The sequence below is a fragment of the Pelomonas dachongensis genome (assembly GCF_043555865.1).
Taxonomy (GTDB): Bacteria; Pseudomonadota; Gammaproteobacteria; order Burkholderiales; family Burkholderiaceae_C; genus Pelomonas; species Pelomonas dachongensis.
The window spans coordinates 175,196-201,468 of sequence record NZ_JBIGHY010000005.1 but is presented as its reverse complement, the minus strand read 5'-3'; the positions used below and the strand labels follow the sequence as shown (position 1 = coordinate 201,468).

Annotated in this window: 23 protein-coding genes; 9 read left to right on the top strand and 14 right to left on the bottom strand. The window is 69.2% G+C overall.

The window, feature by feature from the left end; genetic code table 11:
• Position 1: 1 nt before the first annotated feature.
• Genes thrC through speD form a run of 4 tightly spaced genes read left to right on the top strand, consistent with a single transcriptional unit; the run spans position 2 to position 3,231 of the window.
• On the top strand, positions 2-1,393 hold the full coding sequence (thrC, locus tag ACG02S_RS15180) for a threonine synthase (RefSeq protein WP_394471308.1): 1,392 nt from the start codon (positions 2-4) through the stop codon (positions 1,391-1,393).
• A complete protein-coding gene (locus ACG02S_RS15175; RefSeq protein WP_394471307.1) occupies positions 1,386-2,594 on the top strand; it encodes a molybdopterin molybdotransferase MoeA in 1,209 nt (402 codons plus the stop codon). The genes thrC and ACG02S_RS15175 overlap by 8 nt, the downstream gene beginning before the upstream one ends.
• Positions 2,591-2,848: a MoaD/ThiS family protein gene (locus ACG02S_RS15170; RefSeq protein ID WP_394471306.1), complete on the top strand. Its 258-nt coding sequence runs from the start codon at positions 2,591-2,593 to the stop codon at positions 2,846-2,848. The genes ACG02S_RS15175 and ACG02S_RS15170 overlap by 4 nt, the downstream gene beginning before the upstream one ends.
• Positions 2,845-3,231, top strand: coding sequence for an adenosylmethionine decarboxylase (gene speD / locus ACG02S_RS15165; protein ID WP_394471305.1), 387 nt, complete (start codon positions 2,845-2,847; stop codon positions 3,229-3,231). The genes ACG02S_RS15170 and speD overlap by 4 nt, the downstream gene beginning before the upstream one ends.
• On the opposite strand, the gene ACG02S_RS15160 is transcribed toward speD, so the two are convergent.
• From ACG02S_RS15160 to ACG02S_RS15135, 6 genes are all read right to left on the bottom strand, one after another.
• Positions 3,189-4,742, bottom strand: a complete 1,554-nt coding sequence (locus tag ACG02S_RS15160; RefSeq protein ID WP_394471304.1) for a flavin monoamine oxidase family protein — start codon at positions 4,740-4,742, stop codon at positions 3,189-3,191. The genes speD and ACG02S_RS15160 overlap by 43 nt on opposite strands.
• Positions 4,742-6,307 carry a polyamine aminopropyltransferase gene (locus tag ACG02S_RS15155; RefSeq protein WP_394471303.1) on the bottom strand — a complete coding sequence of 522 codons (1,566 nt, stop codon included), beginning with the start codon at positions 6,305-6,307 and terminating at the stop codon, positions 4,742-4,744. Before ACG02S_RS15155 ends, ACG02S_RS15160 begins: the two co-directional genes overlap by 1 nt.
• Positions 6,307-7,260 carry a TolB family protein gene (locus tag ACG02S_RS15150; protein WP_394471302.1) on the bottom strand — a complete coding sequence of 318 codons (954 nt, stop codon included), beginning with the start codon at positions 7,258-7,260 and terminating at the stop codon, positions 6,307-6,309. Before ACG02S_RS15150 ends, ACG02S_RS15155 begins: the two co-directional genes overlap by 1 nt.
• A gap of 103 nt (positions 7,261-7,363) precedes the next feature.
• Positions 7,364-7,585, bottom strand: coding sequence for a DUF350 domain-containing protein (locus tag ACG02S_RS15145; RefSeq protein ID WP_310324983.1), 222 nt, complete (start codon positions 7,583-7,585; stop codon positions 7,364-7,366).
• A gap of 24 nt (positions 7,586-7,609) precedes the next feature.
• Positions 7,610-9,202 carry a DUF4178 domain-containing protein gene (locus ACG02S_RS15140; protein ID WP_394471301.1) on the bottom strand — a complete coding sequence of 531 codons (1,593 nt, stop codon included), beginning with the start codon at positions 9,200-9,202 and terminating at the stop codon, positions 7,610-7,612.
• The gene (locus ACG02S_RS15135) at positions 9,195-10,226 is read right to left on the bottom strand and encodes an SPFH domain-containing protein (protein ID WP_394471300.1); all 1,032 of its coding nucleotides are present in this window, start codon (positions 10,224-10,226) and stop codon (positions 9,195-9,197) included. Before ACG02S_RS15135 ends, ACG02S_RS15140 begins: the two co-directional genes overlap by 8 nt.
• A gap of 116 nt (positions 10,227-10,342) precedes the next feature.
• On the opposite strand from ACG02S_RS15135, the gene ACG02S_RS15130 reads away from it, so the two are divergent.
• The 3 genes from ACG02S_RS15130 to clpB are packed head-to-tail and all read left to right on the top strand — an operon-like array spanning position 10,343 to position 13,829.
• Entirely contained in the window at positions 10,343-10,816 is a 474-nt protein-coding gene (locus tag ACG02S_RS15130) for a molybdenum cofactor biosynthesis protein MoaE (protein WP_394471299.1), read from the top strand.
• Positions 10,813-11,178 carry a fluoride efflux transporter CrcB gene (gene crcB / locus ACG02S_RS15125; protein WP_394471298.1) on the top strand — a complete coding sequence of 122 codons (366 nt, stop codon included), beginning with the start codon at positions 10,813-10,815 and terminating at the stop codon, positions 11,176-11,178. The genes ACG02S_RS15130 and crcB overlap by 4 nt, the downstream gene beginning before the upstream one ends.
• A 59-nt stretch (positions 11,179-11,237) precedes the next feature.
• Positions 11,238-13,829 carry an ATP-dependent chaperone ClpB gene (gene clpB / locus ACG02S_RS15120; protein WP_394471297.1) on the top strand — a complete coding sequence of 864 codons (2,592 nt, stop codon included), beginning with the start codon at positions 11,238-11,240 and terminating at the stop codon, positions 13,827-13,829.
• 21 nt (positions 13,830-13,850) lie between these two features.
• Here clpB and ACG02S_RS15115 read toward each other — a convergent pair whose 3' ends face one another.
• Genes ACG02S_RS15115 through ACG02S_RS15105 form a run of 3 tightly spaced genes read right to left on the bottom strand, consistent with a single transcriptional unit; the run spans position 13,851 to position 17,180 of the window.
• Positions 13,851-15,176 carry a GGDEF domain-containing protein gene (locus ACG02S_RS15115; protein ID WP_394471296.1) on the bottom strand — a complete coding sequence of 442 codons (1,326 nt, stop codon included), beginning with the start codon at positions 15,174-15,176 and terminating at the stop codon, positions 13,851-13,853.
• A 37-nt stretch (positions 15,177-15,213) separates the two neighbouring features.
• Complete coding sequence (locus tag ACG02S_RS15110) at positions 15,214-16,197, bottom strand: DUF2804 domain-containing protein (protein ID WP_394471295.1); 984 nt, start codon at positions 16,195-16,197, stop codon at positions 15,214-15,216.
• A complete protein-coding gene (locus ACG02S_RS15105; RefSeq protein ID WP_394471294.1) occupies positions 16,194-17,180 on the bottom strand; it encodes an AraC family transcriptional regulator in 987 nt (328 codons plus the stop codon). The genes ACG02S_RS15110 and ACG02S_RS15105 overlap by 4 nt, the downstream gene beginning before the upstream one ends.
• A gap of 101 nt (positions 17,181-17,281) precedes the next feature.
• On the opposite strand from ACG02S_RS15105, the gene ACG02S_RS15100 reads away from it, so the two are divergent.
• Entirely contained in the window at positions 17,282-18,184 is a 903-nt protein-coding gene (locus ACG02S_RS15100) for a sterol desaturase family protein (RefSeq protein ID WP_394471293.1), read from the top strand.
• Positions 18,185-18,187: 3 nt separating this feature from the next.
• On the opposite strand, the gene ACG02S_RS15095 is transcribed toward ACG02S_RS15100, so the two are convergent.
• Positions 18,188-20,164 carry a S9 family peptidase gene (locus ACG02S_RS15095; RefSeq protein ID WP_394471292.1) on the bottom strand — a complete coding sequence of 659 codons (1,977 nt, stop codon included), beginning with the start codon at positions 20,162-20,164 and terminating at the stop codon, positions 18,188-18,190.
• Positions 20,165-20,173: 9 nt separating this feature from the next.
• On the bottom strand, positions 20,174-22,174 hold the full coding sequence (locus ACG02S_RS15090; RefSeq protein WP_394471291.1) for a S9 family peptidase: 2,001 nt from the start codon (positions 22,172-22,174) through the stop codon (positions 20,174-20,176).
• A gap of 127 nt (positions 22,175-22,301) precedes the next feature.
• Between ACG02S_RS15090 and nadB the strand changes: the two genes are divergently transcribed.
• The gene (gene nadB / locus ACG02S_RS15085; protein ID WP_394471290.1) at positions 22,302-23,918 is read left to right on the top strand and encodes an L-aspartate oxidase; all 1,617 of its coding nucleotides are present in this window, start codon (positions 22,302-22,304) and stop codon (positions 23,916-23,918) included.
• A 182-nt stretch (positions 23,919-24,100) separates the two neighbouring features.
• Here the strand turns inward: nadB and ACG02S_RS15080 are convergent, their stop codons facing one another.
• The 3 genes from ACG02S_RS15080 to ACG02S_RS15070 are packed head-to-tail and all read right to left on the bottom strand — an operon-like array spanning position 24,101 to position 26,176.
• Positions 24,101-24,316 carry a type II toxin-antitoxin system antitoxin gene (locus ACG02S_RS15080; RefSeq protein WP_394471289.1) on the bottom strand — a complete coding sequence of 72 codons (216 nt, stop codon included), beginning with the start codon at positions 24,314-24,316 and terminating at the stop codon, positions 24,101-24,103.
• A gap of 11 nt (positions 24,317-24,327) precedes the next feature.
• Positions 24,328-25,278, bottom strand: coding sequence for a hypothetical protein (locus tag ACG02S_RS15075; protein WP_394471288.1), 951 nt, complete (start codon positions 25,276-25,278; stop codon positions 24,328-24,330).
• Between the two features lie 7 nt (positions 25,279-25,285).
• Positions 25,286-26,176: an SPFH domain-containing protein gene (locus ACG02S_RS15070; RefSeq protein WP_394471287.1), complete on the bottom strand. Its 891-nt coding sequence runs from the start codon at positions 26,174-26,176 to the stop codon at positions 25,286-25,288.
• Between the last annotated feature and the right edge of the window lie 97 nt (positions 26,177-26,273).

Genomic DNA, 26,273 nt, shown 5'->3' with positions numbered 1-26,273 from the left:
CATGAAGTACATCAGCACCCGCGGTGACCAGACCGAACGCGGCTTCTCCGACATTCTGCTCGAAGGCCTGGCGCCCGATGGCGGCCTGTATCTGCCCAAGACCTATCCGCAGGTCGATGCCGCCACGTTGACGCGTTGGCGCGGCCTGGCCTATGCGGACCTGGCGTTCGAGATCCTGTCGCTGTACATCGACGACATTCCCGCCGACGACCTGCACGGGATCACGCGTCGCGTCTACACGGCTGAAGTCTTCGGCACGCAAGCCATCACGCCGCTGACATGGCTGGGCGAGAGCATCGCGCTGCAAGGCCTGTCCAACGGACCGACGCTGGCCTTCAAGGACATGGCCATGCAGCTGCTGGGCGCCTTGTTCGAGTACGAACTCGGCCGCCGGGGCGAGACGCTGAACATCCTGGGCGCGACGTCCGGCGACACGGGCAGCGCGGCCGAATACGCGATGCGCGGCAAGAAAGGTGTCAACGTCTTCATGCTGAGCCCCAATGGCCGCATGAGCCCGTTCCAGCAGGCGCAGATGTTCAGCCTGCAGGATGCCAACATCCACAACATCGCGATTGACGGTGTGTTCGACGACGCGCAGGACATCGTCAAGGCCGTGTCCAACGACCTCGCCTTCAAGCGCGAGCACCGCATTGGCACGGTGAACAGCATCAACTGGGCGCGCCTGCTGGCGCAGGTCGTCTATTATTTCGCCGGCTACTTCCAGGCGACGAAGACCAACGACCAGAAGGTCAGCTTCACCGTGCCGTCGGGCAACTTCGGCAACGTCTGCGCCGGCCATGTGGCGCGCCAGATGGGCCTGCCCATTGCGAAGCTCGTCGTCGCGACCAACGAGAACGACGTGCTCGACGAGTTCTTTCGCACCGGCAACTACCGCCCGCGCGGCACGGCCGACACGCACGAAACGTCGAGCCCGTCCATGGACATCTCCAAGGCCAGCAACTTCGAGCGTTTCGTGTTCGACCTGCTGGGCCGCGACGGCGCACGTGTGAAGGCGCATTTCACGGCGCCGCAGTTCGAGTTGGCCGCCAGCGAGCATGCGGACATCGCGGGCTTCGGCTTCACGTCGGGCCGCAGCACGCATGCCGACCGCGTTGCCACCATCCGCCGCTGCCACGCCGAGCATGGCATCGTCATCGATCCGCACACGGCCGATGGCCTCAAGGTGGCGCTGGAGAAGCACGAGCCGGGCACGACCATGCTGGTGCTTGAGACAGCACTGCCGGCCAAGTTCGCCGGCACCATCGTGGAGGCGCTGGGCACCGAGCCGCCGCGACCGGCCGCGCTGGAAGGCATCGAGAACCTGCCCAAGCGGGTCCAGGTCATGTCCGTCGACGTGGCCCAGGTGAAGGCTTACATCCGCGCCCATGTCTGACGCGCCCCGCAAGCCGCTGATTCCGCTGGACGACGCGCTGGCGGCGCTGCTTGCGCAGATCACGCCGTTGGCGGGCACCGAGACGCTGGCGACTGCCGACGCGCGTGGCCGCGTGCTTGCGGCGGACCTGGTCTCGCCCGTCGACGTGCCGCCCGCCGACAACTCGGCGATGGACGGCTACGCGCTGCACTTTGCCGATGCCGCGTTGACGCTGCCCGTGACGCAGCGCATCCCGGCCGGCAGCGTGCCCACGCCGCTCCGCGCCGGCGAGGCCGCACGCATCTTCACCGGCGCGCAAGTGCCGCCCGGCGCGGACACCGTCGTCATGCAGGAACACACCGAACTGGTGGACGGCCAGTTGCGCGTGACGCAGCCCCTCAGCGCCGGCGCCAACGTGCGGCTGCGCGGCGAGGATGTTCGCGCCGGCGCCGTCGTGCTGCCCGCCGGTGCGCGGCTGGACGCGGTCGCGCTGGGCCTCGCGGCGACCGCCGGTGCCGCGCAGCTGACCGTCTCGCGCCGCCCGCGTGTCGCTCTATTCTCGACCGGCGATGAGCTGGTCATGCCTGGTGAGCCGCTGCCGCCCGGCGCTATCTACAACTCCAACCGCTTCACGCTGCGCGCCTTGCTCGAAGGCCTGGGCTGCGAGGTGGTGGACCTCGGCATCGTGCCCGACAGGCTCGACTCGACCCGTGCCGCGCTGCGCGAGGCGGCCGCGAAGGCCGACGTCATCCTGACCTCGGGCGGCGTGTCCGTCGGCGAGGAAGACCACCTGCGCCCGGCCGTGCAGGCCGAAGGCAGGCTGGACTTGTGGGCCATCGCCATCAAGCCGGGCAAGCCATTCGCGTATGGCAGGGTCGGCGATGCCCACTTTATCGGCCTGCCCGGCAACCCGGTGTCCAGCCTCGTCACCTTCCAGGTGCTGGTGCGGCCTGCGCTGTTGAAGCTGCAGGGCGCAGGGAGGCTGGCGCCGCGCGCCTGCCGCATCGCGGCAGGCTTCGACTGGCCCAAACCCGACAAGCGCCGCGAGTTCCTGCGCGTGCGGCTGGACGACGACGGCGGCCTGGCCTTGTTCGGCAACCAGAGCAGTGGCGTGCTGACTTCGGCCTTCTGGGCCGACGGCCTTCTGGACAACCCGCCAGGCCAGTCTTTCAGGGCGGGCGATATCGTGCGCTTCATCCCGTTCGCGGAGCTGCTGTCATGACGATCACGGTCCGCCTGAAGTTCTTCGCTTCTTTGCGCGAGAAGCTCGGTGAAGGCGAGTCGCTGGACTTGTCCGCAGGCAGCACCGTGGCGGCGGCGCGAGAGGCGCTGCGCTCGCGCGGCGGCGTGCATGCCGAGTCGCTCGCGCCGGGCCGTGCGGTGCGCTCGGCGTTGAACCAGAAGATGTGCGCCGAGTCTGCCGTGTTGGCAGACGGTGACGAACTGGCTTTCTTCCCGCCCGTCACCGGCGGATGAACGGCCTGCACTTCACGGCCGACCTGAGCGGCGTCGAGCCGACGTTGGCGCTGATGCGCGATTCCGATGCGCTTGCGACGTTGTGTCGCGACGCCGTCGTCGCCTCGGGCCTCAGCGGTGTCGCCGAACTCTTCCACCGCTTCGGCCCCGCCGACGAGCAGAACGGCATTACCGGCGTCGTGTTGCTGGCCGAGTCGCATCTGGCCATCCACACCTGGCCCGAACTGGGCGGCGTGACGCTGGACGTCTATGTCTGCAACTACGGCGCCGACAACAGTGCCAAGGCCGAATCGCTGATGGCCACGCTGATCGCCGCGTTTGCCCCGACCTCGGTCAACCGTCAGAGCCTGAGCCGAGCCGCCGCCTCGACGCCGGCCGTGTAGGCTTCCTCGAACACCGAGTAGCCCGCCAGGTCGCTGTGCGCGAAGACGACACGGCCGCGCGCTTCATTCAGCGCGGTCAGCGCCGCCGAGCCGCGCAGGCCCTGCACCGGGATGCTCATCGCATGACCGAAGCGGCACAGGTCGGCGCGTTCGACCTTGCCCGGCAGGTCCGGGTGCGTTTGCGCCAGCTCGTCGGTGACGACGCGGGCCCAGTGTTGCCAGGGCTGCGTCAGCAGCTCGCTGCGCTGCGACGTTGGCAAGGCCAGATAGGCCGTCAGCAGCGGCGGCCTGGGCGTCGGGTCGATGGACTGGTGGCGTGCATCCACATAGCCCAGCGCCGCCGTGCCGTAGCGCACGCTGTCCCAGGCGGCGGGCAGCCCGGGGCGGATCAGCAGCGGCTCGCGCAGCAGGACGTTGGCGGTCAGCCAGGGCGCGTAGCGGATCTGGCCCGCGGCCTGCCGCAGCGCATCGGGCGGCGCGGCCAGCACGCGGGCGGCGATGAACAGCGGTGTGGCCATCACGACGGACTGTGCCTGCCATCGCTCGGCGGCACTGGCGGCCTCGTTCCAGGCCAGCAGCTCGACGCCGTGCTTGTGCTCGGTCACGCGCAGCACGCTGCGGCCCAGGTGCGTGCGGTCGCGCAGCGGCGCGGCCAGGCGTTCGCTGAGCCAGGCGTTGCCCTCGGGCCAAGTCAACACCGGCTCGCGCTCGGCCGTCTCGTCACCCGGTGCGTGGAAGCCGTGGCGGCTGGCGAAGTAGTGCAGGCCGGCCCAGGCGGACACGCCCGCGGCGTCCGCGCCGAAATCGTCGCGACAGCAGTAGTCGAGATACCAGCGCAGCCGGTTGTTGGTGAGTCCCGATCGGTCCAGCCATACGGCGAAGGTCTGCGCGTCGAGTGCGGCATGCACGGCGCTCCAGCGCGCGCGCCGCGTCGGCATCGCAAAGCCGGCCTCTCGCTGGGCCCGGGCCACCAGCGCGGCGAAGCGGCGGTACTGCTCGCGCGTGGCGTCGTCCTCGGCGGGGGGTAGCAGGCCTTCATGCCATTCGCCGTCAATGAACAGCCGCTCCTGCGGGCTGTGGCACAGGTGCCGCTCGTCCCACTCGGTGCGGCCCAGGTGCGAGCGGGCCAGGCCCAGCCCGTGCAGCAGCTCATTGACCTCGCGCGCTGCAGTGCCGGGAATGGGCAGGTAGTGCGCGCCCAGCGGACAGCGCGAGCCGGCGACGACATGGCTGCGGCTGTTGCCGCCGGCCTGGTCTTCCAGGTCCAGCAGCGCGACGTCAGTCACGCCGCGCTTGGCAAGTTCACGAGCGCAGGCCAGCCCGGCGATGCCGGCGCCCACGATGAGCACATCGGCCTTGCGCAGCGGGCCGTCGGCCTGCGGCAGTTCGCCCCGCAGCCGGTGGCCGCGCTCGGGATGCGCGCCGGCCCAGCCGCCCTGCAGCGGTGGCGCATCGGCCGTGCAGCCAGCGGTGGCCAGGCCGGCAAGCAGCACCTCGCGCCGCCTCGGCATCAATGCACCTTGCCCCACTCCGCCTCAAACTCCTGCACCAGCACCTGGTTGCTTAGCCGGTTCACCTCGGTGGGCACGCGTGCCATGTCCGGCGGAAAGTTCAGCAGCGTCGGCAGCGTCTGCGCCGTCATGAAGCGCAGCCCGGGCGGGAACTGCGTCGGCAGGCGCAACGGCCGGCGTGAGGCCAGCACGAAGCCCCATTCGCCGAAGCTCGGCACATGGGCGTGGTAGGGCGTGGCCGTCAGCCCGACCGACTCGATGGTGGTCACCACGGTCCAGAAGCTGCGCCGCGCGATCAGCGGCGAGGTGGTCTGCACGACCGCGTAGCCGCCTGCGCTCAAGTGCTTGTCCACGAACTCGTAGAAGCTGGCCGTGTAGAGCTTGCCGATGGCGAAGTTGGAGGGGTCGGGAAAGTCGATGACGATGACGTCGAAGGTCTCTGATTGCTGCTCCAGCCAGCCGAACGCGTCGGCGTTGATGGTGCGCAGCTTCGGTGACGAGAGTGCGTGACCGTTCAGCGCGGCGAGCTTCTCGTTGTTGCGGAACAGCGTGGTCATCAGCGGGTCCAATTCCACCAGCGTGACCTGCTCGACGCCCGGGTACTTCAGGATCTCACGCACGGCCATGCCGTCGCCGCCGCCCAGCACCAGCACGCGCTTCGGCGCCCCGTGCGCCGCCATCGCGGGCTGTACCAGCGCCTCGTGATAGCGGTATTCGTCCTTGGAGTGGAACTGCAGGTTGCCGTTCAGGAACAACCGGGTGCCGGCGCGGCCGTCGGTGACGACGATGCGCTGGTAGGCGCTGCTTTGCTTGAAGACGATGCTCTCGCCGTAGAAGCGGTCCTCGGCCCACGTGGTCAGCCGATCGGCGCCCAGCAGTGCGGCCAGCAGCAGGCCGGCGGACAGCGCGCAGGCACTCACCATCGCGGCCCGGGCGCGCACCTCGGCGCGGAACAGCCACAGCGCCCAGATGGCCACGGCCACGTTCAGCAGCCCGAATACCACACCCGTGCGCACCAGGCCGAGGTGCGGCACCAGCACCAGCGGGAAGGCCAGCGCCACCAACAGCGCGCCGAGGTAGTCGAAGGTCAGCACCTGCGACACCAGGTCCTTCAGCCCGTAGCGTGCGCTGAAGTGGCGTTTCAGGATACGCATGACCAGCGGGATCTCCAGCCCCACCAGCGTGCCCACCAGCAGTACCAGCCCGTACAGCAGCACGCGAAATGGCGTGGCAGCGCCTGGTGGCAGCAGGCTGTGCACGGTGAACAGCGCGGCCGGCATCAGCCCGCCGATGACGCCCACCAGCAGCTCCACCTGCAGGAACACGCCCACCAGCTGGCGCTCGACGAAGCGCGACAGCCACGAGCCCAGCCCCATCGCGAACAGGTAGACGCCGATGACGGTGGAGAACTGCAGCACCGAGTCGCCCAGCAGGTAGCTGGCGAGTGCGCCGGCCGCCAGCTCGTAGACCAGGCCGCAGGCGGCGATGAAGAAGACGCTGGCGAGCAGCAGCGCTTCGGCAGCAGAGACGCGGGAGATGGGGGCGGCCTGGGGCTCGGTGGTCATCAGGGCCGGGGCGGGTTCAGCGTGACTGAGAACGCCAGCCGCTTGCCGTCGGCGCTGGCCGCGATGTTGCGCACGGCGCCATTCAGTTCGGGCAGATCGGCGAAGGATTGGAAGTCGCTGCCGACCTTGCCGTTCCAGCGCAAGAACAGGTGGCCGCGTGCCATCAGCACGGAGCCGTCGGGCAGCGCGACGAAGTACTGCGGGCGGTTGGCAGGCCCGTCGCCCTTGAGCAGCGGCGGAGTCTCGACCAGCGCCTGCGGCTTGGCGTCGCTGGGGCCCTGGGCCGCGATGACCCAGCGGTTGGCGTCAGACTGCTCCACGAACATCGCGCGCCTGGCGTCCGCCGTGCGGGCCAGCGAGCGGCCCGGCTTGTCGGTCAGCAGCGTCTGCTGGCCCGTCTTGCGGTCGATGAGCACGGCGCGGTGCGCGTTGCGCTGCGGCACATCGTCGACGATGAAGGCGGCGATCAGGTCCGGATCGACCCACGCGTGATAGCCGATGCGCTTGGTGGTCACTACCGGCGCGACGGGCTTGCCGTCCCAGCCGAAGCGCCACAGCGAGGGCTCGTTCATTTCGATGCCGTAGGCCGGGTCGGCGGTGATGACGCGGATGGCCGAGAAGCCGCTGCCGTCGGCAAGCGGCGTGGGCGAGTAGAGGTTCTCGGTGGTTGCCGTGACGGCCGTGGTGGCGCCGGTGGCGAGGTCGTGGCGGTAGATGTTGTTCGAGCCCGTGCGACCCGAGGTGTAGACCACCGCCGCGCCGTCCGGCGTGAATGCCGGCTGGAAGTTGCTGCCCTTGCCGGGCGTGATGTTGGTGGCGGCCGTGATCTTGCCGGCCATGAGGTCCAGCGAGGCAACGAACACGGCGACGTCGGGCGGCGCGTCGGCGGCCGAGGCCGGCAGGGCGGCGGCGAGGAGCAGGGCCGGGATGAGGCCGCGGAGGGAAAAGCTCATGGCTTGCCTTGGCAGTCGTTCAGCGGACCGCGAGTGTCGGGCAGAACGACGCCGGGCCCGAGCCACTGCTTGTCAATAGGCGTCACCCGCGCCGGGCCGGCGTTCAGCCATGGATGGCTGCGGCCACGATGTTGCCGATGGAGATGCACATCGCCCCGACGACGATGGCCAGCGCCAGATTTTTGTGCTCGACCAGTTCCTCCCACAGCTTGTAGGGGGTGATCTTGTCCACGATGATGAAACAGACCCAGAAGATGACGACGCCGATGACGGCGTACATCGTCGTGCCGAGGATGACTTCGGGCTTGAGCCAGTCGAGGGTCATGGTGCGAACTCCTTGGGAATCGTCTTATTTGTGGCTGCCGCCACCGCTGCTGTAGCCGCCGTAGCTGCCGCCACTGGGGATGTAGACGCCGCTGCCGCTGGAACGCGTGCGGCATTGGCGGTATTCGTTGCTGTTCTCGCCGAAGCTGTTCTTGTACTGCTGGCAGTCGTCGCTGGCGCAGGCGCGCATCAGCGTGCCCAGGATCACCATCAGGAACAGGCCCACGACGATGTAGACCAGCAGCTTGCCGCCGGTGTTCTTGAAGGCCGAGGCGTCGCGCGTGAAGGTCGCCGCTGGCGCGCTCAGGCCGAAAGCCTTCTGCACGTCCGCCGCAGTCAGCGTGCGCCCGGCGCTCCAGGTGACTTCCTGGCCTTGCTGTTCGCGGCTCAGCAGGAACTGTCCGTCGCGGCTGGCGTAGTCGGTCACGCGAACGCGGTCGTCCAGACGCACGGGCCAGTAGAACTCGCCCAGCACGTAGGTGGTCTTGGCCTGGTAGGTCCAGCGTTCGCCGTGGGCGCGGCCCTGCCAGGTCGCGCTGCCGCGCTGGGTGGTGGGCGCCCCGGTCAGCGTGCGCACCAAGCTCCAGCCTTCCTGCGTGTCGACGAGGAAGGCGAAGCCGGCCAGGCGGTTGAACAGCAGGTATTCGCGCCAGAAGCTCTGCTCGTCCTCGGCGTCCTCCGGGATGTCGCAGCGTTCCTGGTAGCCGACGACCTGCCAGGGCTGCGGCTTGTCACCATCGACCGCCAGCGTGCCGGTGCGGCCCAGCGGGATCAGCGGCGGGTTCCCTGGCGACTGGGCGGTGAAGCCCAGCGCAGTGGCGTCGCCTTCGGGCAGATCGACCACCGCATGGCATTGCCCGCAGACCATGCTCTGGGTCTGCGCCAATTTGGGTGCCAGCGGCGAGCCGCAGCTGGGGCAGGCGATGGACCGGCCCTTGAACCTAGCTTCGGCGACCGAATCGCCCTCGGCCGTGCTGCGCAGGCCTTGCAGCGCCAGCTCGGCCAGCTGCACGCCGCGGCCAATGGACCAGACCGGCGGGCCGTCCTCGCGGACCTCCAGCGAACCGACCTCGTCGCGCTCGTTTCGCAGTTCCACGACGCGACCCGTGCGCGGCACGCGCGGCAGCTCGCCCTCGGCGGCGCGCACGGTGGCTTCGACAATGGCAGCGACCTGCCAGCGCTGGCCCGCCAGCGTCAGCGGCAGGCCGACCTGCGGGTCGCTGGGGGGTGTGTCGGTGAGTGGCGCTTCCAGGCTGAGGACGAACTGGCCGTTGTCCTCGCTGAGCCAGGCGACGCGGGGCGTGTCACCGCTTGCGTCGAACAGCAGATGCCACTCGTTCCAGTTGCCCAGCTCCGAGCCGCGCTGAACCCGCCCCACGACGGCAAAGCCCTGGCCCATCCAGCGGCCGGTGCTGCCCAGCTGCAGGGGCGAGTAGTCGTCGAAGATCTCGGCGCTCTGGCCGATGCGGGCGAGCGTGTCACCGTCGCGCAGCAGCGTGCTGCGGCAGAAGGCGCAGACCGCCGTGGACGATGCCGCACTGGCGAACTCGACCGGCGCGCCGCAGTTGGGGCAGGCCGCACGCCAGCGCCGCTGAGCGGCGGGCGTCTGGTCAGCCAAGCTTCTTCAGGAGGTCCGCTTTTTTGGCGGCGAATTCCTCGTCGGTCAGGATGCCCTTGGCCTTGAGGTCACCGAGCTTTTCCAGCAGCGAGACAATGTCCTCGGGCTTGCTGGCCGCCGGCGCCGGGGCGGCTGCGCCTACGCCGGCCAGGCCCTGGCCCAGCGTCTGCGCCAGCGTCTGGCCCAGTGCCACGCCGGCACCCAGGCCGATGGCCTCGCCAGCAATGCCGCTGCCGCCGTTGGCCGCGCCCTTGGCCATCTCCGGCAGCGCCTGAGCCGCCTGGTACTGCATGAACTGGCCCATGTTCTGACCAATGATGCCCATGCCGATGCGCTGGTCCAGGATCTTCTGCAGCTCCTCGGGCAGCGACACGTTCTGCATCGTCACCGAGATCAGCTCCAGCCCCAGTGCGGCGAACGAGGGTGCCGTGGCTTCCTTCAGCGCGCCGGCGAACTCGACCTGGTTGGCGGCCAGATCCAGGAAGGGCGTGCCGCTGCCGGCCACCGCGTCGCTGATGTGCTGCAGCATCAGGCCGCGCAGCTGGCCTTCCAGATCGGCCACCGTGTAGCGCTCGCGCGTGCCGGAGATCTGGCTGTGGAAGACCTTGGGATCGGCCACGCGGTAGGCGTAGTTGCCGAACGCGCGCAGGCGCACCGCGCCGAAGTCCTTGTCGCGGATGGCCACCGGCTGGCTGGTGCCCCAGCGCTGGTCGATCTGCTGGCGCGTGCTGAAGAAATAGACATCGCTCTTGAAGGGCGACTCGAACAGCTTGTCCCAGTTCTTCAGGTAGGTCAGCACCGGCAGCGTCTGCGTGGTGAGGCGGTGCGTGCCGGGGCCGAACACGTCGGCCACCTGGCCTTCATTGACGAAGACGGCGAGCTGGGATTCGCGCACGACGAGCTGGCCGCCGTTCTGGATTTCCATGCCGGCCATGGGAAAACGCCACGACAGCGTGCCATCGCCGTCTTCCGTCCACTGGATGACGTCGATGAACTGTTTCTTGATGAAATCCATCAGAGCCATGTCTGGGTCTCGCTTTGGTTCTTGAACAGAAATGGCGGCCAGTATGCGGCCCGCACGCCGCGGTCCGCCCCCCAAACAGGTGAATCTCACCGCCGGTCGGGGCGAGAATCCGTGCCATGGCAAGAGTTTGCATCCAGACGCAGGACTTCGACCTGGGTGTCGAAGCCGCCGCCCTGAGGTCAGGGGATGGGGGCGTGGGCGCCGTGGTGGCGTTCGTGGGGACTGTGCGCGAGCTGGGCAGTAGCGCTGCCGTGTCATGCATGGAGCTGGAGCACTACCCGGGCATGACTGAGGCCGCCATCGAGGCGATGATGGACGCGGCGTTGGCACGTTTTGACATTCGGGCTGCCAAGGTCATCCACCGCGTGGGTGTGCTGCAGGCGCAGGAGCAGATCGTCGCCGTGCTCGTCAGCAGCGCCCACCGCGGCGCCGCCTTTCAGGCCTGCGAGTTCCTGATGGATTACCTGAAGACGCAGGCACCGTTCTGGAAGAAAGAACACACGGCCGGCGGCGCGCAGTGGGTGGACGCTCGGGTGTCGGACGACGCGGCGCTGGCCCGCTGGGGCATTGCCGGGAGCAACGCGTCTTGAATGCCTTGGCGGTCTCGATAGGCGCGGCGCTGGGTGCGCTGACACGCTGGCAGGCGGGCGTGCTGTTCAACACGCGCTGGGCCGGGTTTCCTCTGGGCACGCTCTTGGTCAACCTGGTGGGCGGATTTCTGATCGGTATGGCGTTGGAGTGGTTCGGCCGACAACCCAACGACTTGCTGAAGCTGCTGCTGGTGACCGGCTTTCTCGGCGGGCTGACAACGTTCTCGGCCTTTTCCGGCGAGTCGCTGGCGCTGCTGAAGCACGGCGAGCTGGGCATGGCGCTGGCCCACACGCTGGCGCATGTGCTGGGTTCGCTGCTGGCCGCCTGGCTGGGCATGAAGTTGGTGCAAGCCTTGATTTAGCGCAACTTGAAAAGCGCCGCCTGGCGCCCACTTGGCTTCGCAACCGGAGGATTTATCTCATGCGTGCCGACAAGTTCACCACTCGTTTCCAGGAAGCCCTCGGCGAGGCCCAGAGCCTGGCCATTGCCCGCGACAACCCTTACATCGAGCCCGTCCATGTTCTCGCCGCCATGCTGGCGCAGGACGACGGCCCGCGTGCGCTGCTGGAGCGCGCCGGCGTCAAGGTGGCCGGGCTGAAGACGGCGCTGGACGGCCTCGTCGCCGGCCTGCCGCAGGTCAGCGGCTCGGGCCAGACCGTGCAGGCGGGGCGCGACCTGGTGTCGCTGCTGCAGGCTGCCGAGAAGGAGGCCGGTAAACGCGGCGACCAGTTCATCGCCAGCGAGATGTTCCTGCTGGCGCTCAGCGATGCCAAGACCGACCTGGCGGGTGTCGTGCGCGGCCACGGGCTTACGCGCAAGTCGCTGGAAGCTGCCATCGAGGCCGTGCGCGGCGGCCAGAAGGTCGACTCGGCCGAGGCGGAAGGCCAGCGCGAGGCGCTCAAGAAATACACGCTGGACCTGACCGAGCGTGCCAGACTCGGCAAGTTGGATCCGGTCATCGGCCGCGATGAGGAGATCCGCCGGACCATCCAGGTGCTGCAGCGCCGCAGCAAGAACAACCCGGTGCTGATCGGCGAGCCGGGCGTGGGCAAGACGGCCATCGTCGAAGGCCTGGCGCAGCGCATCGTCAATGGCGAGGTGCCCGACTCGCTGAAGAACAAGCGCGTGCTGGTGCTGGACATGGCCTTGCTGCTGGCCGGTGCCAAGTACCGCGGCGACTTCGAGGAACGGCTGAAGGGCGTGCTGAAGGAAGTGGCCCAGGACGAAGGCCAGACGATCCTGTTCATCGACGAGATCCACACGATGGTGGGCGCCGGCAAGTCCGAGGGCTCCATCGACGCCGGCAACATGCTCAAGCCGGCGCTGGCGCGCGGCGAGCTGCACTGCATCGGCGCGACGACGCTGGACGAGTACCGCAAGTACGTCGAGAAGGACGCCGCGCTGGAGCGCCGCTTCCAGAAGGTACTGGTCGACGAGCCCAGCGTTGAGGCCACCATCGCCATTCTGCGCGGGCTGCAGGAGAAGTACGAGGTGCACCACGGCGTGGAGATCACCGACCCGGCCATCATCGCCGCGGCTGAACTGAGCCACCGCTACATCACCGACCGCTTCCTGCCCGACAAGGCCATCGACCTTATCGACGAGGCGGCAGCCAAGATCAAGATCGAGATCGACTCCAAGCCCGAGGCCATGGACCGGCTGGACCGCCGCATGATCCAGCTGAAGATCGAGCGCGAGGCCGTGCGCAAGGAAAAGGACGAAGGCTCGCAGAAGCGCTTTGCGCTCATCGAGGAGGAGCTGCTGAAGCTGCAGCGCGAGTACGAGGATCTGGAAGAGATCTGGACTGCCGAGAAGGCGCAGGCCCAGGGTTCGGCCCACGTCAAGGAAGAGATCGACCGCATCAAGCAGCAGATCGAGGAACTTAAGCGCAAGGGCGACTTCAACAAGCTCGCCGAGCTGCAGTACGACCGCCTGCCCAAGCTGGAGAAGCAGCTGAAGGAGGCACAGGACAAGGAGGCCAGTGCCGGCGCCTCCAGCAAGCCGCGCCTGCTGCGCACGCTGGTGGGCGCCGAGGAGATCGCCGAGGTCGTGGCGCGTGCCACGGGCATTCCGGTGTCCAAGCTGATGCAGGGCGAGCGCGAGAAGTTGCTGCAGATGGAAGGCAAGCTGCACGAGCGCGTGGTGGGCCAGGAGGAGGCCATCCAGGCCGTCTCCGACGCCATCCGCCGCTCGCGCGCCGGCCTGTCCGACCCGAACCGGCCGCTGGGTAGCTTCCTGTTCCTCGGCCCCACGGGCGTGGGCAAGACCGAGCTGTGCAAGGCGCTCGCCGGCTTCCTGTTCGACAGCGAAGACCACATGGTGCGCATCGATATGAGCGAGTTCATGGAGAAGCACTCGGTGAGCCGCCTGATCGGCGCGCCTCCGGGCTACGTCGGCTACGAGGAAGGCGGTACGCTGACCGAGGCCGTGCGGCGCAAGCCGTACTCCGTGCTGTTGCTCGACGAGGTGGAGAAAGCCCACCCGGACGTGTTCAACGTGCTGCTGCAGGTGCTGGATGATGGCCGGCTGACCGACGGCCAGGGCCGCACGGTGGACTTCAAGAACACCGTCATCGTGATGACGTCCAACCTCGGCTCGCAGCACATCATGGCGCTGGCGGGGCAGGGCGACGACGTCATCCGCGAGGCGGTGTGGGGCGAGGTCAAGGGCCACTTCCGGCCCGAGTTCCTGAACCGCATCGATGAGACTGTCATCTTCCATGCGCTGGGCGCCGAGCACATCAAGTCCATCGCGAAGATTCAGCTGCGCCAACTGGAGGCGCGCCTGGACAAGCTGGAGATGAAGCTGGACGTGTCCGAGGCCGCGCTGGACGAGCTGGCCAAGGTCGGCTTCGACCCGGTGTTTGGTGCGCGGCCGCTGAAGCGGGCCATCCAGCAGCGTGTGGAGAATCCGCTGTCCCGGCTGATACTTGAAGGCAAGTTCGGCCCCAAGGATGTCATCCCGCTCGACGTCGAGGGTAGCGAGTTCAGCTTCGGGCGCGTCGTGCACTGAGCCCTGGGGCGGGCGTTGGCTTCAGCGGGTCGTCGCCGCGTCCTGCCCCGCAATGCTCAGTTCCACGCGGTCCCTCCCACCGGCCTTGGCGCGGTAGAGCGCTGCGTCGGCGCGCCGGAATGCGCGCCGTGTCGGCGTGCCGGGCGGCACCAGCGTCACTCCGAAGCTGGCAGTGACGCCGAAGCGGCCCTTGGCATCCACGTCGGCGGCCACGATGGCAACGCGCAGCTTCTCGGCCAGCGCCGCCGCCTCGTCGATGTGGCGGCAGCGGCAGACGATGACGAACTCCTCGCCGCCCCAGCGACCGATGACGTCGGCGCTGCGCAGGCTGGCCGCGACGATGGCCGCCACGCGGCGCAGCACCTCGTCGCCAGCCGCATGGCCCCAGTGGTCGTTGACGGCCTTGAAGTGGTCGATGTCCAGCAGCACTAGGCCCAGCGGTTCGGCCTGGGCCTCAAGGTCGTCGATTGCGGCTTCGAGGCCGCGGCGGTTCAGCACGCCGGTCAGCTCGTCGATGGTGGCTAGGCGGCGCAGCCCCTCCTGCTCCAGGCGCAGTTGGCGGGTGCGGGTGGTCAGCGCGTCTATCTCCCGCTGCTGCTGCCGTGCGCGCTGGCGGAGCTCGCGCCAGCGCCGCGTTGCCAGTGCGCTGGCCCCCAGCAGCCACGCGCTCAGGATGGCCAGGTAGAGCTGATCGCGGCTGATCCATTCGCCCTGCAGCACCAGGCTGCGCAACTCCAGGTCTTGCGGCTGGCCGCTGATGTCGCCGGGGATGTCGACCGTGAACGCCGTGACGTTCTCGCGACTGGGCTGGTTGTACTCGCGCGGCAGGTCGAATTGCTGCACCCACCATTCGGGCACGGTCAGCTCGCTCAGGTTCAGTTGCACCGGCCGAGCGACGTCGCGCGGGCGCAGCTGCACCGACTGCATGCGCGCGCTGTTGCCATCCTCCAGCTTCGAGAACCGCGGGTCGAAGTTGCGCATGGCCACGCGCACCAGCGGCGCACCGCCGTTCAGCACGAGGTCCATGCGCAGCGTCGAGTAGCTGCGCAGGTCGATGCCGCGGCCCTGCTCGGTGTCGCCCAGCATGAAGGTCAGGCCGCAGCCTTGGCGGCCTTCAATGCTGCGGTAGTCGCAGTGCCAGTGGTGGCGTTCGGCATTCACCCAGCGCACCGGAGGGGTCGCGCCGTCGGCGGCCTGCTGCTCGCCGATCAGGAACGCATTGCTGGCCACGCCCGGGTGCGTCAGGTCCAGTTCCTGCAGTGGCAGCCAGGTATGGCCGGCCACCGCCAGCAGCGTCAGGGCGATGCCGGCGGCGAGGAGTCCGGGGTTGCTGGGAGCGTGTTGCATCGGGCGGGGGGCGCGCTGCGAAGCACTGTAAAGCCGTTCACCAGCGTGAGCGATGGTCCTCCGTGACGCCCGCCAGCGCCACCACGGCCCGGGGCGGCGCATCGGCCGCCGCCCTTACCTGGCCCGTGAAGCTGCCAATGGGCTGCACGTAGTGGCTGGCGGCGAAGCCCAGGTCGCGGTCCTGCGTGCGGGCGCCCTCGGGTGTGAACACCAGGTCCAGCAGCCCATCGTCGGTGCTGACGCGCCAGGGCTGCAGCGGCTGCGCAGCGTCGAACACGAAGCGCGCGGCGCCCAAGGCCACGGGCCGGCCATCCAGCCACAACACGTTTTCCTGCTCGCCGAAGTAGCCCTGCTGCAGGTTGAAGCCCACGCCGGGTCCGTGGGCGCTGGCCCAGAGCCAGGCGGTGTCGCGGGCCAGCAGGCCATTGGACGCGTCAACCGCTGCCCACCCGCCGTCCAGCGCGAAGCGGCGCCCCTGCGCCTCAGCCCAGCCGTGCACGGGCAGCGCGCTGGTCTTCTGCGTGGCGTGTGCCAGGCCGCCGTCCACGCGGCCGATGGCCAGCAGCGGCGGCGCCATCGCCCCCAGCGCCAGATTGGCCTCCAGGCGCAGTGCGCGGGAGTGCACCGTCAGCGCCAGCGTGTCGCCGGCCTGGTGCTGCAGCCTCAGCCGCGCACCCGGGCCGTGGAACCAGGTATGCGCGCCGGCCAGCGGCTCATCCGACACGCCCGCCTGCAGGCTCGGCAGGCCGTCCTGGCTCCAGTCCGCCAGCAGCCGGCGCTCGCGGCGATCGAACAGGTAGGCGAAGGCGGTGGCGGTCCAACCGACGTCCACGATGGCCACCCCGATGAACACCTGCTCATGCGCCAGGCCCACGTAATGCCAGCGCTTGTGATGCAGCCGCCGCCACAGCCAGCCGGCGCGCGGGCGCAGCGGTGCCCAATCGATGCGGGCGATGCGCCCGGCATGGCGACCCTCCGCCGGGCGACCGTCGGCGACGACGTGCGGCGGTGCGGGCGTCATCGCGGGTGCTGCCGGCGCCACTGCAGCGGCGCTTGGCCCGTCCACTGCCGGAAGGCGCGCGTGAAAGCGCTTTGCTCGGAGTAGCCCAGCAGCAGCGCCACCTCGGCCAGCTCGACGTGCGGATCGCGCAGGTAGGCCTCGGCGAGCTGGCGGCGCGTGTCGGACAGCAGGGCCTGGAAGCCGTGCCCCTGTGCGGCCAGGCGGCGCTGCAGGCTGCGTGGGCTCATCTGCAGGCTTGCGGCCAGCTCGGGTAGCGACGTGCGACCGCTGCGGATCAGCCCCACCAGCGCCTGCCGCCAGGCGGCCAGCGGGCCATCCACCCCGGCCACCTGCTGCAGCAACTGCTCGGCCTGCGCGTCCAGCAGCGCCAGCAGGTCGGCGTCGGCACCGCGCAGCGGCAGGGCCAGATCTTGCAACGCCAGAAGCAGCCGCGTGCCGGGCTGCCCGAAGCGCACCGGCGCGCCGAAGAAGTCTTCGTAGGGCCGTGTGTCCGCCGGACATGCGTTGACGAAGTCCACCGCCAGCGGTCGCAGCGGCCGGCCGGTCATGTCGCGCGTCAGCTGCACGAGGCTGGCGATGGCGGTCTCGTCGACCAGCGCGCCGGGCCGGCCGCGCTCCACGCCCCATTCGATGCTCAGGCCCTGCTCGTACATCCGCATGTGCGCGGGGTTCACGTCGTAGACCGCGCGGTGGTGGCGCTCCAGCCGCTGCAAGGCCTCGCCCAGCGTGCCGCAGGCCAGCGCTGCAAAGCCCACGACGCCGAAGTGGCGCGGCGCGATGCCGCGCGCCAGGCGCAGCGGGAAGGTCGCGGGGGGGCCGGAGTCCAAATCGCGGGCCTGTGCCAGCAGCGCCTGCCAGCGCTTCAGCGCGACGAAGTCCTCGCCCGCGGCCGGCGACGTGCCCAACGCGCCGGCGCGGCCCACGGCGGCCATGTGCTCAAAGAGCAGGCGCACATAGCTGGCGGCAACACGGGTGTCGTCCATGGTCGCGGGATCATCCCGCAGCTCCTGGGGCGCTCCCGTGCGGGATCACCCCAGCCGTGGCACGATCCGTCAAAAACGCGGGGTTTGCCGTCAAGAAATCCGTGGCGTTCCGTATCAACATCGCGACCATGGACGCGCTGCTCGACCTTTACCAACGCCATTTTGACTGGCGCGATCTGACGCTGGTGATGCTGTCGCCGCTGTTCGGCGTGTTCATCGCGATGGAGGCCTGGCGGTTCCGCCGCGCCGGCGTGTTCGACTTCCGCGATACCTTCGACAGCATGAACAGCGGCGGCAGCTATCTGGTCGCCGACCTGCTCGCGCTCGCGCTGTTCGTGCTGCCGGCGATGGGGTGGGTCCACGACCACCGCCTGTTCACGCTCGACATGACGGTGTGGCGCTTCGTCGGCCTGTTCCTGTTCGTGGAATTGCTCTACTACGGGTTCCACCGCGCGAGCCACCGCATCCGCTGGTTCTGGTGTGCGCACGTGGTGCACCACGGCTCCGAGAAGATGAACTTCGGTACCGCGCTGCGGCAGAGTTGGTTCTATCCGCTGGCCGGCAACTGGCTGTTCTACCTGCCGGCCGTGTGGCTGGGCTTCGAGCCGCGCTGGGTGTTGTTCGCGCTGTCGCTGAACCTGGGCTACCAGTTCTTCGTGCACACCACGTGGGTGGGGCGCTTGCCGGCGTGGTTCGAGTTCGTCTTCAACACGCCTTCGCACCACCGAGCGCACCATGGCCGCAACCCGCAGTACATCGACAAGAACTTCGGTGGCACGCTGATCGTGTTCGACCGGCTGTTCGGCAGCTTCGAGCCCGAGCGCGAGCCCGTGGACTACGGGCTGGAGCACCCGTTTCCGACGCACAACCTATTCTGGCTGAACGCGCACGAGTGGCGTGCGATGTTCCGCGACATGGCCGCCGAGAAGACGTGGGGCCTGCGCCTGGCCCATTTGTGGAAGCCACCGGCGTGGCGGCGGCATTGCAACGGATTCCGGGAGTAGGCGTTATTTCAGATGCTGAGCCAGGAAGGCTTCCAGTCGCTGCGCGAAGTCCACCCGGTTCCTCAACGCCGCGAAGCCGTGGCCTTCGCTCCGGTAGGTCACCCAGGTGGGTTCCTGGCCGGCTTCGCGCATAGCCTTCTGCAGGCGTTCGCCGTGCACCAGCGGCACGCGGCGATCGGCCTCGCCGTAAGCCAGCAGCAGCGGCGCCTGGATGCGGGCGGCCTGCTTTACCGGTGAGTTGGCGACGATCATGGCCGCGTCCTTGTCCAGGTCGCCGATCATCTCGGGCATGCGGAACTTGCGCATCTTGCGGCCGGTGTCGTCGTTCACCCAGCGCGGCCCCTTCAGCAGCAGTTCCAGATCTGTCACTGCCAGCCAGGCCGCTCCGCAGCGGTAGAGGCCGGGGTCGTTCACCAGGCCCATCAGCGCGCTGTAGCCGCCGTAGCTGGCGCCGGCGATGCAGGCCTTGTCGCTGGCGATGCCCTCCGCCTGCGCCCACTTCAGCGCGTCGGCCACGTCGTTCTGCATGGCCTGGCCCCATTGCTTGAAGCCGGCGCGGTAGTGGGCTTCTCCAAAGCCCAGGCTGCCACGAAACTCCGGCTCGATGACGACGTAGCCGCGCGATGCCAGGAACTGTGCTTCGGCCCGCCAGCTCCACACGCCGCCGCGCACCCAGGGCCCCCCGTGCACCAGCACCACAGCAGGCAGCGGGCCGTCGGCGTCGGCGCGCCGGGTCACCCAGACCGGAAGGTCGGCGCCGTCTCGGGCGGTGATGCGCTCGAAGTACATCGCGGCCATGTCCGCCGGCCGCACGTCGTTGCGCACGCGGCCGGCCTGACTCCAGCGGCTGCCGCCCTGCGGCTGCGCACGGTAGAGCCAGAGCTGGCCGGGGTCGTGATCGCTGTAAGACAGCACCAGGGCGACCATGTCGGGCTGGCCGCACCGACGGCACTGGATGCGGTTGACGCGCTCGGGCAGGGGGGTATCCGCTTCCTTCTGCAGCGCCTTCAGCGCGGGGTGGAACCAGTGGGTGCTTTCGGCGTCGGTGACGAACTGCACGCCCAGCGCCGCGCCGTGGCTGTCGACGACTACATCGCCCTCGAAGTCGAATCCGGGCGTGACCAGCAGCGGCTTGGGCTCGGGCGCGCGGCGCTCGAAGTCGTAGCGGCTCAGCACCGCGGCGGCGCCATCGCCTGGGTGGTGGCTGACGAACAGCTGGCCCTGGTCGTCGAATCCCTCGATCTGGAAGGGCGGCCGATCGAACTCGCCGATCTCGTACAGGCGCTGCCAGTCGCCGCGCCCGGGTGCTCGCCACAGTGCGGCGAGGCGGCCGCCACGCAGTGTGAGGGCCGCGCGCAACTCGCCCCTCGAGTCAGGCATCAGGCGCACGGCGTTCTCCGGCACGTCACCGGGAACCGGCCGGGTGTCGCCGGTGCGTGTGTTCAGCCACAGCGGCGTCAACGCGCCATCGTTGCGCACCATCAGCACCTCGTCGGCAGCCTCGCCGTCTCGTTGCGCCGGCACGCGCAGCAGGCCGTGGTTGGGGTGCAGGGCTTTCAGCTTGCGCCAACCCAGTTCGCCACCCCGAGAGCCGTCGCGCTGCACCAGCGGCAGCATGTCGGTGCCGTCGGCATCGATGGCGAAAAGGCCAGGATAGCCGTCGGCGCTGGCGCTGCCTGCCGACACGTCGAGCACGCTGTAGACCAGGCGCTGCTCGTTGACCCACTGCACCTGGATCACATCGGCCGCCGAGTACTGGGCCGCCCGCGTCGCCTTGCCGCTGTCCAGGTCCAGCACGACCAGGCCGACCCGCCCGGCGTCGCGCGCCGTCGTGAAGGCCAGCTGGCGGCCGGACGGCGACAACACGGCCTCAGCAATGTCGGGGGCGCGGAAGAACAGTGCGGCCGGCGGGGGCGCCGCCTGGGCGCTGGCGCCGAGCAGGCTCAACGCCAGCGTGGCGTAACACATCAGTCTTGTCATGTCGTGATTTCAGGGTTGCAGGTGCTTGGCCAGGAAGGCCGCCATGCGGTCTGCGAAATCCACGCGATTCTTCAGGCTGCCGAAGCCGTGGCCCTCGTCGGGGTAGGTCACCCACTGCGGTTCGTTGCCGGCCTCGCGCAGCGCGTCGCGCATGCGCTTGCCGTGGGCCAGCGGCACGCGGCGGTCGTCCTCGCCGAAGGCCAGCAGCACCGGGGCCTTGATGTGCGCGGCCTGCTTCACGGGTGAGTTGGCGGCGATCATCGCAAAGTCCTTCACCGTGTCGCCGATGGTCTCGGGCAGGCGGTGCCGGCGCGATTCGCCGCTGGTGTCGTCGTCCACCAACCAAGAACCGCTCAACAGCAGTTCCAGGTCGGTCACGGCGACCCAGGCCACGCCGCAGCGGTACAGCTCGGGGTGCTTCACCAGACCCATCAGCGTGCTGTAGCCGCCGTAGCTGGCGCCGGCGATGCAGGCCTTGCCGCTGGCAATGCCTTGCGCCTGCGCCCACTTCAGCGCGTCGGCCACGTCGTCCTGCATGGCCTGGCCCCACTGCTTGAAGCCGGCGCGGTAGTGTGCGCTGCCGTAACCTGTGCTGCCGCGGAACTCGGGCTCGATGACCACGTAGCCGCGCGATGCGAGGAACTGGGCCTGGCCGTTCCAGCGCCATTGCGTGCCGCGCACCCACGGGCCGCCGTGCACCAGCACCACGGCCGGCAGCGGGCCGGTCGTGCCGGTGGGGCGTGTGACCCAGACCGGCAGGTCACGGCCATCGCGAGCGGTAATGCGATGGAAGTCCAGCCCCGCCATCTCGGAGGGTTTCACGTCGTCGCGCACGCGGCCGACCGGGCGCCACGTCTTCTCTCCCGCAACGGGTTGCGCCTGATAGAGCCACAGCTGGCCCGGGTCGCGGTCGCTGTAGCTGCGCACCAGCGCCACCATGTCCGGTGCGCCGCAGCGGCGGCAGTGGATGCGGTTGATGCGGCTTGGGAACCGCGCGTCCACGTCGTCTTGCAGGACCTTCATGACCGGGTCCTGCCAGACGGTGGTCTCGCCGTCGGTGATCACGCGCACGCCCAGCGCGCGGCCGATGCCGTCGTTGAGCACTTCGCCGCTGAAGTCGAAGCCCGGTGTGACGACCAGCGGCTTGGGCTCGGGCGCCCGCCGGTCGAAGTCGTAGCGGGTCAGCACCTGCTGGCCGTCCTTGCCGCTGCTGCGCGTGACATAGAGCTGGCCGGCGTTGTCCACGGCCCGGGGCGCGAAGGGCGCATTGAAAGGGCCGGTTTCGAACAGCGACTGCCAGTCGTTCTGCTCGGGGCCGCGCCACAGCGCCCCCACGCGGCCGTCCCGCCGGGTCAGCGCCACGCGCAGCTCGCCGCGGCCGTCGGTCAGCCACCCCACGGTGCCCGGCGGCACCTCGATCTCCACCGCGCGTGTACGGCCGGTGCGCGTGTTCAGCCACAGCGGCGTCTGCAGGCGCCGCTCGTCCAGCGTGATGTGGGCAATCAGGACCTCTTCGTTGGTCGAGCCGGCGGCCGGCATCGGCACGCGCAACAGCGTATGGTTCCAGTCCAGCAGGCGAGCGTCGCGCCTGCTGCCGTCGGAGACGACTGGCCTGTTCATGCGGCGCACCAGCTGGCGCATCTCGCCGCCATCGGCGTTGACCGCAAACAGCCCCGGCGCGCCGCTGGGGCGGCCGCTACCTTCGGAGAAGTCGACAACGCTGAACACCAGGCGCTTGTCGTTGACCCATTGCACCTTGGACACGTCCCCGTCCGTGAACTGCACCGTGCGCGCGATCTTGCCGGTGTCCAGGTCGAACATGGCCAGCGCGATGCGATCGGCGCCGCGCGCAGTGACGAGGGCCAACTGGCGGCCCGTGGGCGACAGCACGGCATCGACCAGATCGGGGTCGCGGAAAAACACGCTGGCGGGCGGCGGCGTGGCCATGGCGTGCGGTGCGATCAACAACAGGCCGGCCAGTGCGGCGGCCCAGCGACGGAATCGGGTCATGTGTCTCTCCCTGACCGCTGCTTTGGCGGCGCGCGCAGCATAGGGCCGCTTCGGCGCGGTCAGGCTGCGCGTGTCGGCAATCCTCACCTGCGGCGCGGAGCGTTGGGGCTGCGGGAGAATCGCTGCCATGACTGTTGCCCCCAACGACGACGCGCCTGTCGTCATCATCGGTGCCGGCCTCGCCGGACTGACCGTGGCCCTGCACCTGGCCGACACCATCCCCGTCGTCGTGCTCGCCAAGCGCGAACTCACCGAAGCCGCCACCGCATGGGCGCAGGGCGGCATCGTCGGCGTGCTGGGCAGAGACGACTCCATCGACAGCCACGTGCGCGACACGCAGGATGCCGGCGCGGGCCTGGTGGACGAGGAGGCGGCCCGCTTCATCGCCGAACGCAGCGCCGCCGCGGTGGGCTGGCTGGTGCAGCAGGGCGTGCCGTTCACGCCCGACGACGACGGCCCGATGGGCCTGCATCTGACGCGCGAGGGCGGCCATGCGGTGCGCCGCATCGCGCACGCGGCCGACGCGACCGGCAAGGCCATCCATGACCAGTTGCTGGGCGCCGCGCGCCGCCATCCCAACATCCGGCTGCTGGAGCGCTGGATGGCGCTGGACTTGATCACGTCGCGCCACGTGCAGCGCGACGAACCGCCGCGCGTGTACGGCGTCTACGCGCTGGACATCGATACGCAGCGCGTGGAGACGCTGGCCGCCCGCGCCGTGGTGCTGGCCACCGGCGGTGCCGGCAAGGTCTATCGCTACACGACCAACCCCGACACCTCGACCGGCGACGGCATCGCGATGGCGTGGCGTGCGGGCTGCCGCGTGGCGAACATGGAGTTCATCCAGTTCCACCCGACCTGCCTTTACATGCCGAACGCGCATCCGCAGGACCGCGGCTTCCTCATCACCGAGGCGTTGCGCGGCGAAGGCGGCCACCTCAAGTTGCCGGACGGAACCCGCTTCATGGCCGCGCATGACCCGCGCATGGAGCTGGCCCCACGCGACATCGTCGCCCGCGCCATCGACTTTGAGATGAAGAAGCATGGCCTGGACCATGTGTGGCTGGATGCCACGCACCTGGGCGAAGCCTTCCTCGTCGAGCACTTCCCGACCATCCATGCGCGCTGCCTGAAACTGGGCATCGACATTGCGCGCCAGCCCATTCCTGTTGTGCCGGCCGTGCACTTCACCTGCGGCGGCGCGGTGACGGACTTGTCCGGCCGCTGCGACCTGCCCGGCCTGTACGCGGTGGGCGAGACCGGCTACACCGGCCTGCACGGCGCCAACCGGCTGGCCAGCAACTCGCTGCTGGAATGCGTGGTGCTGGGCCAGACCTGCGCGGACGACATCCTGTCGCACCCGGCCGAGGCACCCGCGCCGCTGCCGGCCTGGGACGAGAGCCAGGTCGAGAACGCCGACGAGCAGGTCGTTATCGCCCACAACTGGGACGAGCTGCGCCTGCTGATGTGGAACTACGTCGGCATCGTGCGCACCACCAAGCGGCTGGAGCGCGCGCTGCACCGCATCAAGCTGCTGCGCGGGGAGATCGACGACTACTACGGGTCCTTCCGGGTCACGCGCGACCTGCTGGAACTGCGCAACCTCGTCGAGTGCGCCGAACTGATCGTGCGCTCGGCGCTCAGCCGCCACGAGAGCCGCGGCCTGCACTACAGCCGCGACTACCCGCGCACGCTGCCGGCCAGCTTCCCGACCGTGATGATCAGCAAACGAAGGAGACGTTGACCCCTCGCCCAGTCCGCCCTGCTGAACGCAGGCGGCGCTGGTCGGTCCCCGAGGGGACGGCGATGCTCGCGGCATTGAGCCGCTCGCACATCGCCAGCCGGTACGGCTTGGGAGCGGGCCGGCGCTCGGCCCGATCAATGCACGACGGCCGCATTGAGTTTGAGTGATTGGCGCGCGCTGGTCTACTCAGTACCGTCAGCAGATTCGCTGGCCGGCCGCCCGCGCTTGGGCGCGGGGCTGCTGGCCGGCTTGATGCCGCGCCGCGCCAGCGCGTCGCGCAGCAGGTATTCGATTTGCGCGTTGGCCGAGCGCAGCTCCTGTGCGGCCAGGCGCTCGATCTGTGCCCACAGCGCCGGGTCCAGCCGCAGCGCGAAGCTTTTCTTGTCGGGGCTCGCCATCCGTGTCTGCCTCAGTCGCCTGCGATGCGGCTCTTCAGCAGCTGCAGCAGCTCGCGCGGCTCCCCGGTGCCCAGGCGCAGGCGCCGGCCATCGCGCAGCGTCAGCCGCACGGCCTGTGTGCCGCTGGCGTTGTAGAGCCTGCCGTCGCTGGTGACGTGGATGCCCCAGCCTTCGATCCAGCGCGACCGAGCGGGCTCGGCCGTGACGATTTCGTCCAGGTCCACCTGCCAGCGCGGCCAGGGCAGCCAGCCGAAGCGCCACGTCAGGCGGTCGCCATGCACCTCGGTCACCATGCGACCCAGGGCCGCGGTCAGCAGCAAGGGCAATGCGGTCAGCAGCCAGGCTTCATGGTCGTCTGCCTTGCGAAAGAAGAGCCCCAGGCCTACACCCACGCCTATCGGGAGCAGCACGACCAGCAGAGGCCACACCGGCTGCACCTCGCGCCAGACCAGGTCGCGGCTGCGCGAACTGCGCCGCACCGGCCGCGGCGTCGTGACGGGTGCCAACCGGCCGAAGCGGCGCATCAGCGCCAGCAGCCACAGGGCAAAGATCAGCCCCAGCGCGACGCCGCCGGCCGTCCAGGCGATGTCTGGCACCTGCGGCCAGCTCGGCTGTGCAGCCTGCAACGCCCGGTAGTGCAGGCCAGCGAACAGCAGCACCAGCCCCAGTCCCAGCACAGCCAGGCGGTCGCCCAGGTCGGCCAGGGTCTGCTCACGGCGCTCGGGGGCCAGCCAGTGGTCGCGGCACGGCAGGTTGACGAGGCCAGGCGCAAGCCGCGCGACCAACAGCGCGCCGCGCGTGGTCAGCCACACGCCGAACACCGCCACGGCCAGCATCACGGCCATGTGCTGGTCGCGCGGCATCGCCTGTTGCGGCGCGCCGACGAGGTCGGGCATGAACTGCCAGGTGGCCGCCATGAAGACCAGCAGCGCCAGCCAGGCGAGATCGAGCACTCGGCGCATGCCCACCTCAGCTGTACAGCGTGCCGGCGTTGACGATGGGCTGCGTGTCCTTGTCGGAGCACAGCACCACCAGCAAGTTGGACACCATGGCCGCCTTGCGCTCGTCGTCCAGCTCGACAATGCGGCGCTCAGACAGCCCGTGCAGCGCCTCCTCCACCATGCTAACCGCCCCCTGCACGATCTTCTTGCGCGCACTGATGATGGCCTCGGCCTGCTGGCGGCGCAGCATCACCTGCGCGATCTCGGGAGCGTAGGCCAGGTGGGTGATCTTGGCGTCCAGCACATGCACGCCGGCCTGGCCGAAACGGGCCTGAAGTTCCTGCACCAGCGCCGCGCCGACTTCGTCCTGCCCCGCGCGCAGCGTGGTCTCCTTGACGTCCAAGTCCTCGCCGTCGTCATAGGCGTACTGCGAGGCCAGGTGGCGCATCGCGGCCTCGGCCTGAATGCCGACGTAGGCTTCGAAGTCGTCCACCTCGAACACGGCGCGGGCGCTGTCCTGCACACGCCAGACGACGGCCGCGCTGATCTCGATGGGATTGCCGCGCTTGTCGTTGACCTTGATGGTGGGCGCGTTCAGGTTGCGCGCGCGCAGCGAGAGGCGGCGCTTGACGGCGAACGGGTTGGCCCAGCGCAGGCCCTCGGTGCGGTCGGTGCCGGTGTACTTGCCGAACAGCGTCAGGATGCGCGCCTCGTTGGGCTGCAGCATGTACAGGCCCGAGAAGGTCAGGATGGCGGCGCCGACGAGCAGCAGCGCCAGCGCCATCAGCAACGGCTGGCTACGACCCGCCCACAGCATCAGCGGGCCTGCCACCAGCAGCGCGATGGCGCCGACGATGGCCAGGTAGCCGTTGGCCGTGCTGGCCCGGATCTCGCGGTGTTGTCCGTCTTGGTTGTGCATCGTCACCTCCTGTAAAAGTGATATCACTTTAATTGCATTTGGTGCGGCTGCCAAGCGAATCGGGATGAAAAAAAGCCCGCAGGCGCGGGCGTTTCGG

What these genes read in the sequence shown, in the direction of transcription:
- ACG02S_RS15105 (WP_394471294.1), bottom strand. Translation starts at nt 17,180, where the DNA reads ATGGACGACACCCGTGTTGCCGCCAGCTATGTGCGCCTGCTCTTTGAG.
- clpB (WP_394471297.1), top strand. Translation starts at nt 11,238, where the DNA reads ATGCGTGCCGACAAGTTCACCACTCGTTTCCAGGAAGCCCTCGGCGAG.
- ACG02S_RS15135 (WP_394471300.1), bottom strand. Translation starts at nt 10,226, where the DNA reads ATGGCTCTGATGGATTTCATCAAGAAACAGTTCATCGACGTCATCCAG.
- ACG02S_RS15150 (WP_394471302.1), bottom strand. Translation starts at nt 7,260, where the DNA reads ATGAGCTTTTCCCTCCGCGGCCTCATCCCGGCCCTGCTCCTCGCCGCC.
- ACG02S_RS15110 (WP_394471295.1), bottom strand. Translation starts at nt 16,197, where the DNA reads ATGACGCCCGCACCGCCGCACGTCGTCGCCGACGGTCGCCCGGCGGAG.
- ACG02S_RS15090 (WP_394471291.1), bottom strand. Translation starts at nt 22,174, where the DNA reads ATGACCCGATTCCGTCGCTGGGCCGCCGCACTGGCCGGCCTGTTGTTG.
- ACG02S_RS15070 (WP_394471287.1), bottom strand. Translation starts at nt 26,176, where the DNA reads ATGCACAACCAAGACGGACAACACCGCGAGATCCGGGCCAGCACGGCC.
- speD (WP_394471305.1), top strand. Translation starts at nt 2,845, where the DNA reads ATGAACGGCCTGCACTTCACGGCCGACCTGAGCGGCGTCGAGCCGACG.
- ACG02S_RS15115 (WP_394471296.1), bottom strand. Translation starts at nt 15,176, where the DNA reads ATGCAACACGCTCCCAGCAACCCCGGACTCCTCGCCGCCGGCATCGCC.
- nadB (WP_394471290.1), top strand. Translation starts at nt 22,302, where the DNA reads ATGACTGTTGCCCCCAACGACGACGCGCCTGTCGTCATCATCGGTGCC.
- ACG02S_RS15130 (WP_394471299.1), top strand. Translation starts at nt 10,343, where the DNA reads ATGGCAAGAGTTTGCATCCAGACGCAGGACTTCGACCTGGGTGTCGAA.
- ACG02S_RS15095 (WP_394471292.1), bottom strand. Translation starts at nt 20,164, where the DNA reads ATGACAAGACTGATGTGTTACGCCACGCTGGCGTTGAGCCTGCTCGGC.
- ACG02S_RS15170 (WP_394471306.1), top strand. Translation starts at nt 2,591, where the DNA reads ATGACGATCACGGTCCGCCTGAAGTTCTTCGCTTCTTTGCGCGAGAAG.
- ACG02S_RS15080 (WP_394471289.1), bottom strand. Translation starts at nt 24,316, where the DNA reads ATGGCGAGCCCCGACAAGAAAAGCTTCGCGCTGCGGCTGGACCCGGCG.
- ACG02S_RS15075 (WP_394471288.1), bottom strand. Translation starts at nt 25,278, where the DNA reads ATGCGCCGAGTGCTCGATCTCGCCTGGCTGGCGCTGCTGGTCTTCATG.
- thrC (WP_394471308.1), top strand. Translation starts at nt 2, where the DNA reads ATGAAGTACATCAGCACCCGCGGTGACCAGACCGAACGCGGCTTCTCC.
- ACG02S_RS15145 (WP_310324983.1), bottom strand. Translation starts at nt 7,585, where the DNA reads ATGACCCTCGACTGGCTCAAGCCCGAAGTCATCCTCGGCACGACGATG.
- ACG02S_RS15175 (WP_394471307.1), top strand. Translation starts at nt 1,386, where the DNA reads ATGTCTGACGCGCCCCGCAAGCCGCTGATTCCGCTGGACGACGCGCTG.
- ACG02S_RS15160 (WP_394471304.1), bottom strand. Translation starts at nt 4,742, where the DNA reads ATGCCGAGGCGGCGCGAGGTGCTGCTTGCCGGCCTGGCCACCGCTGGC.
- ACG02S_RS15155 (WP_394471303.1), bottom strand. Translation starts at nt 6,307, where the DNA reads ATGACCACCGAGCCCCAGGCCGCCCCCATCTCCCGCGTCTCTGCTGCC.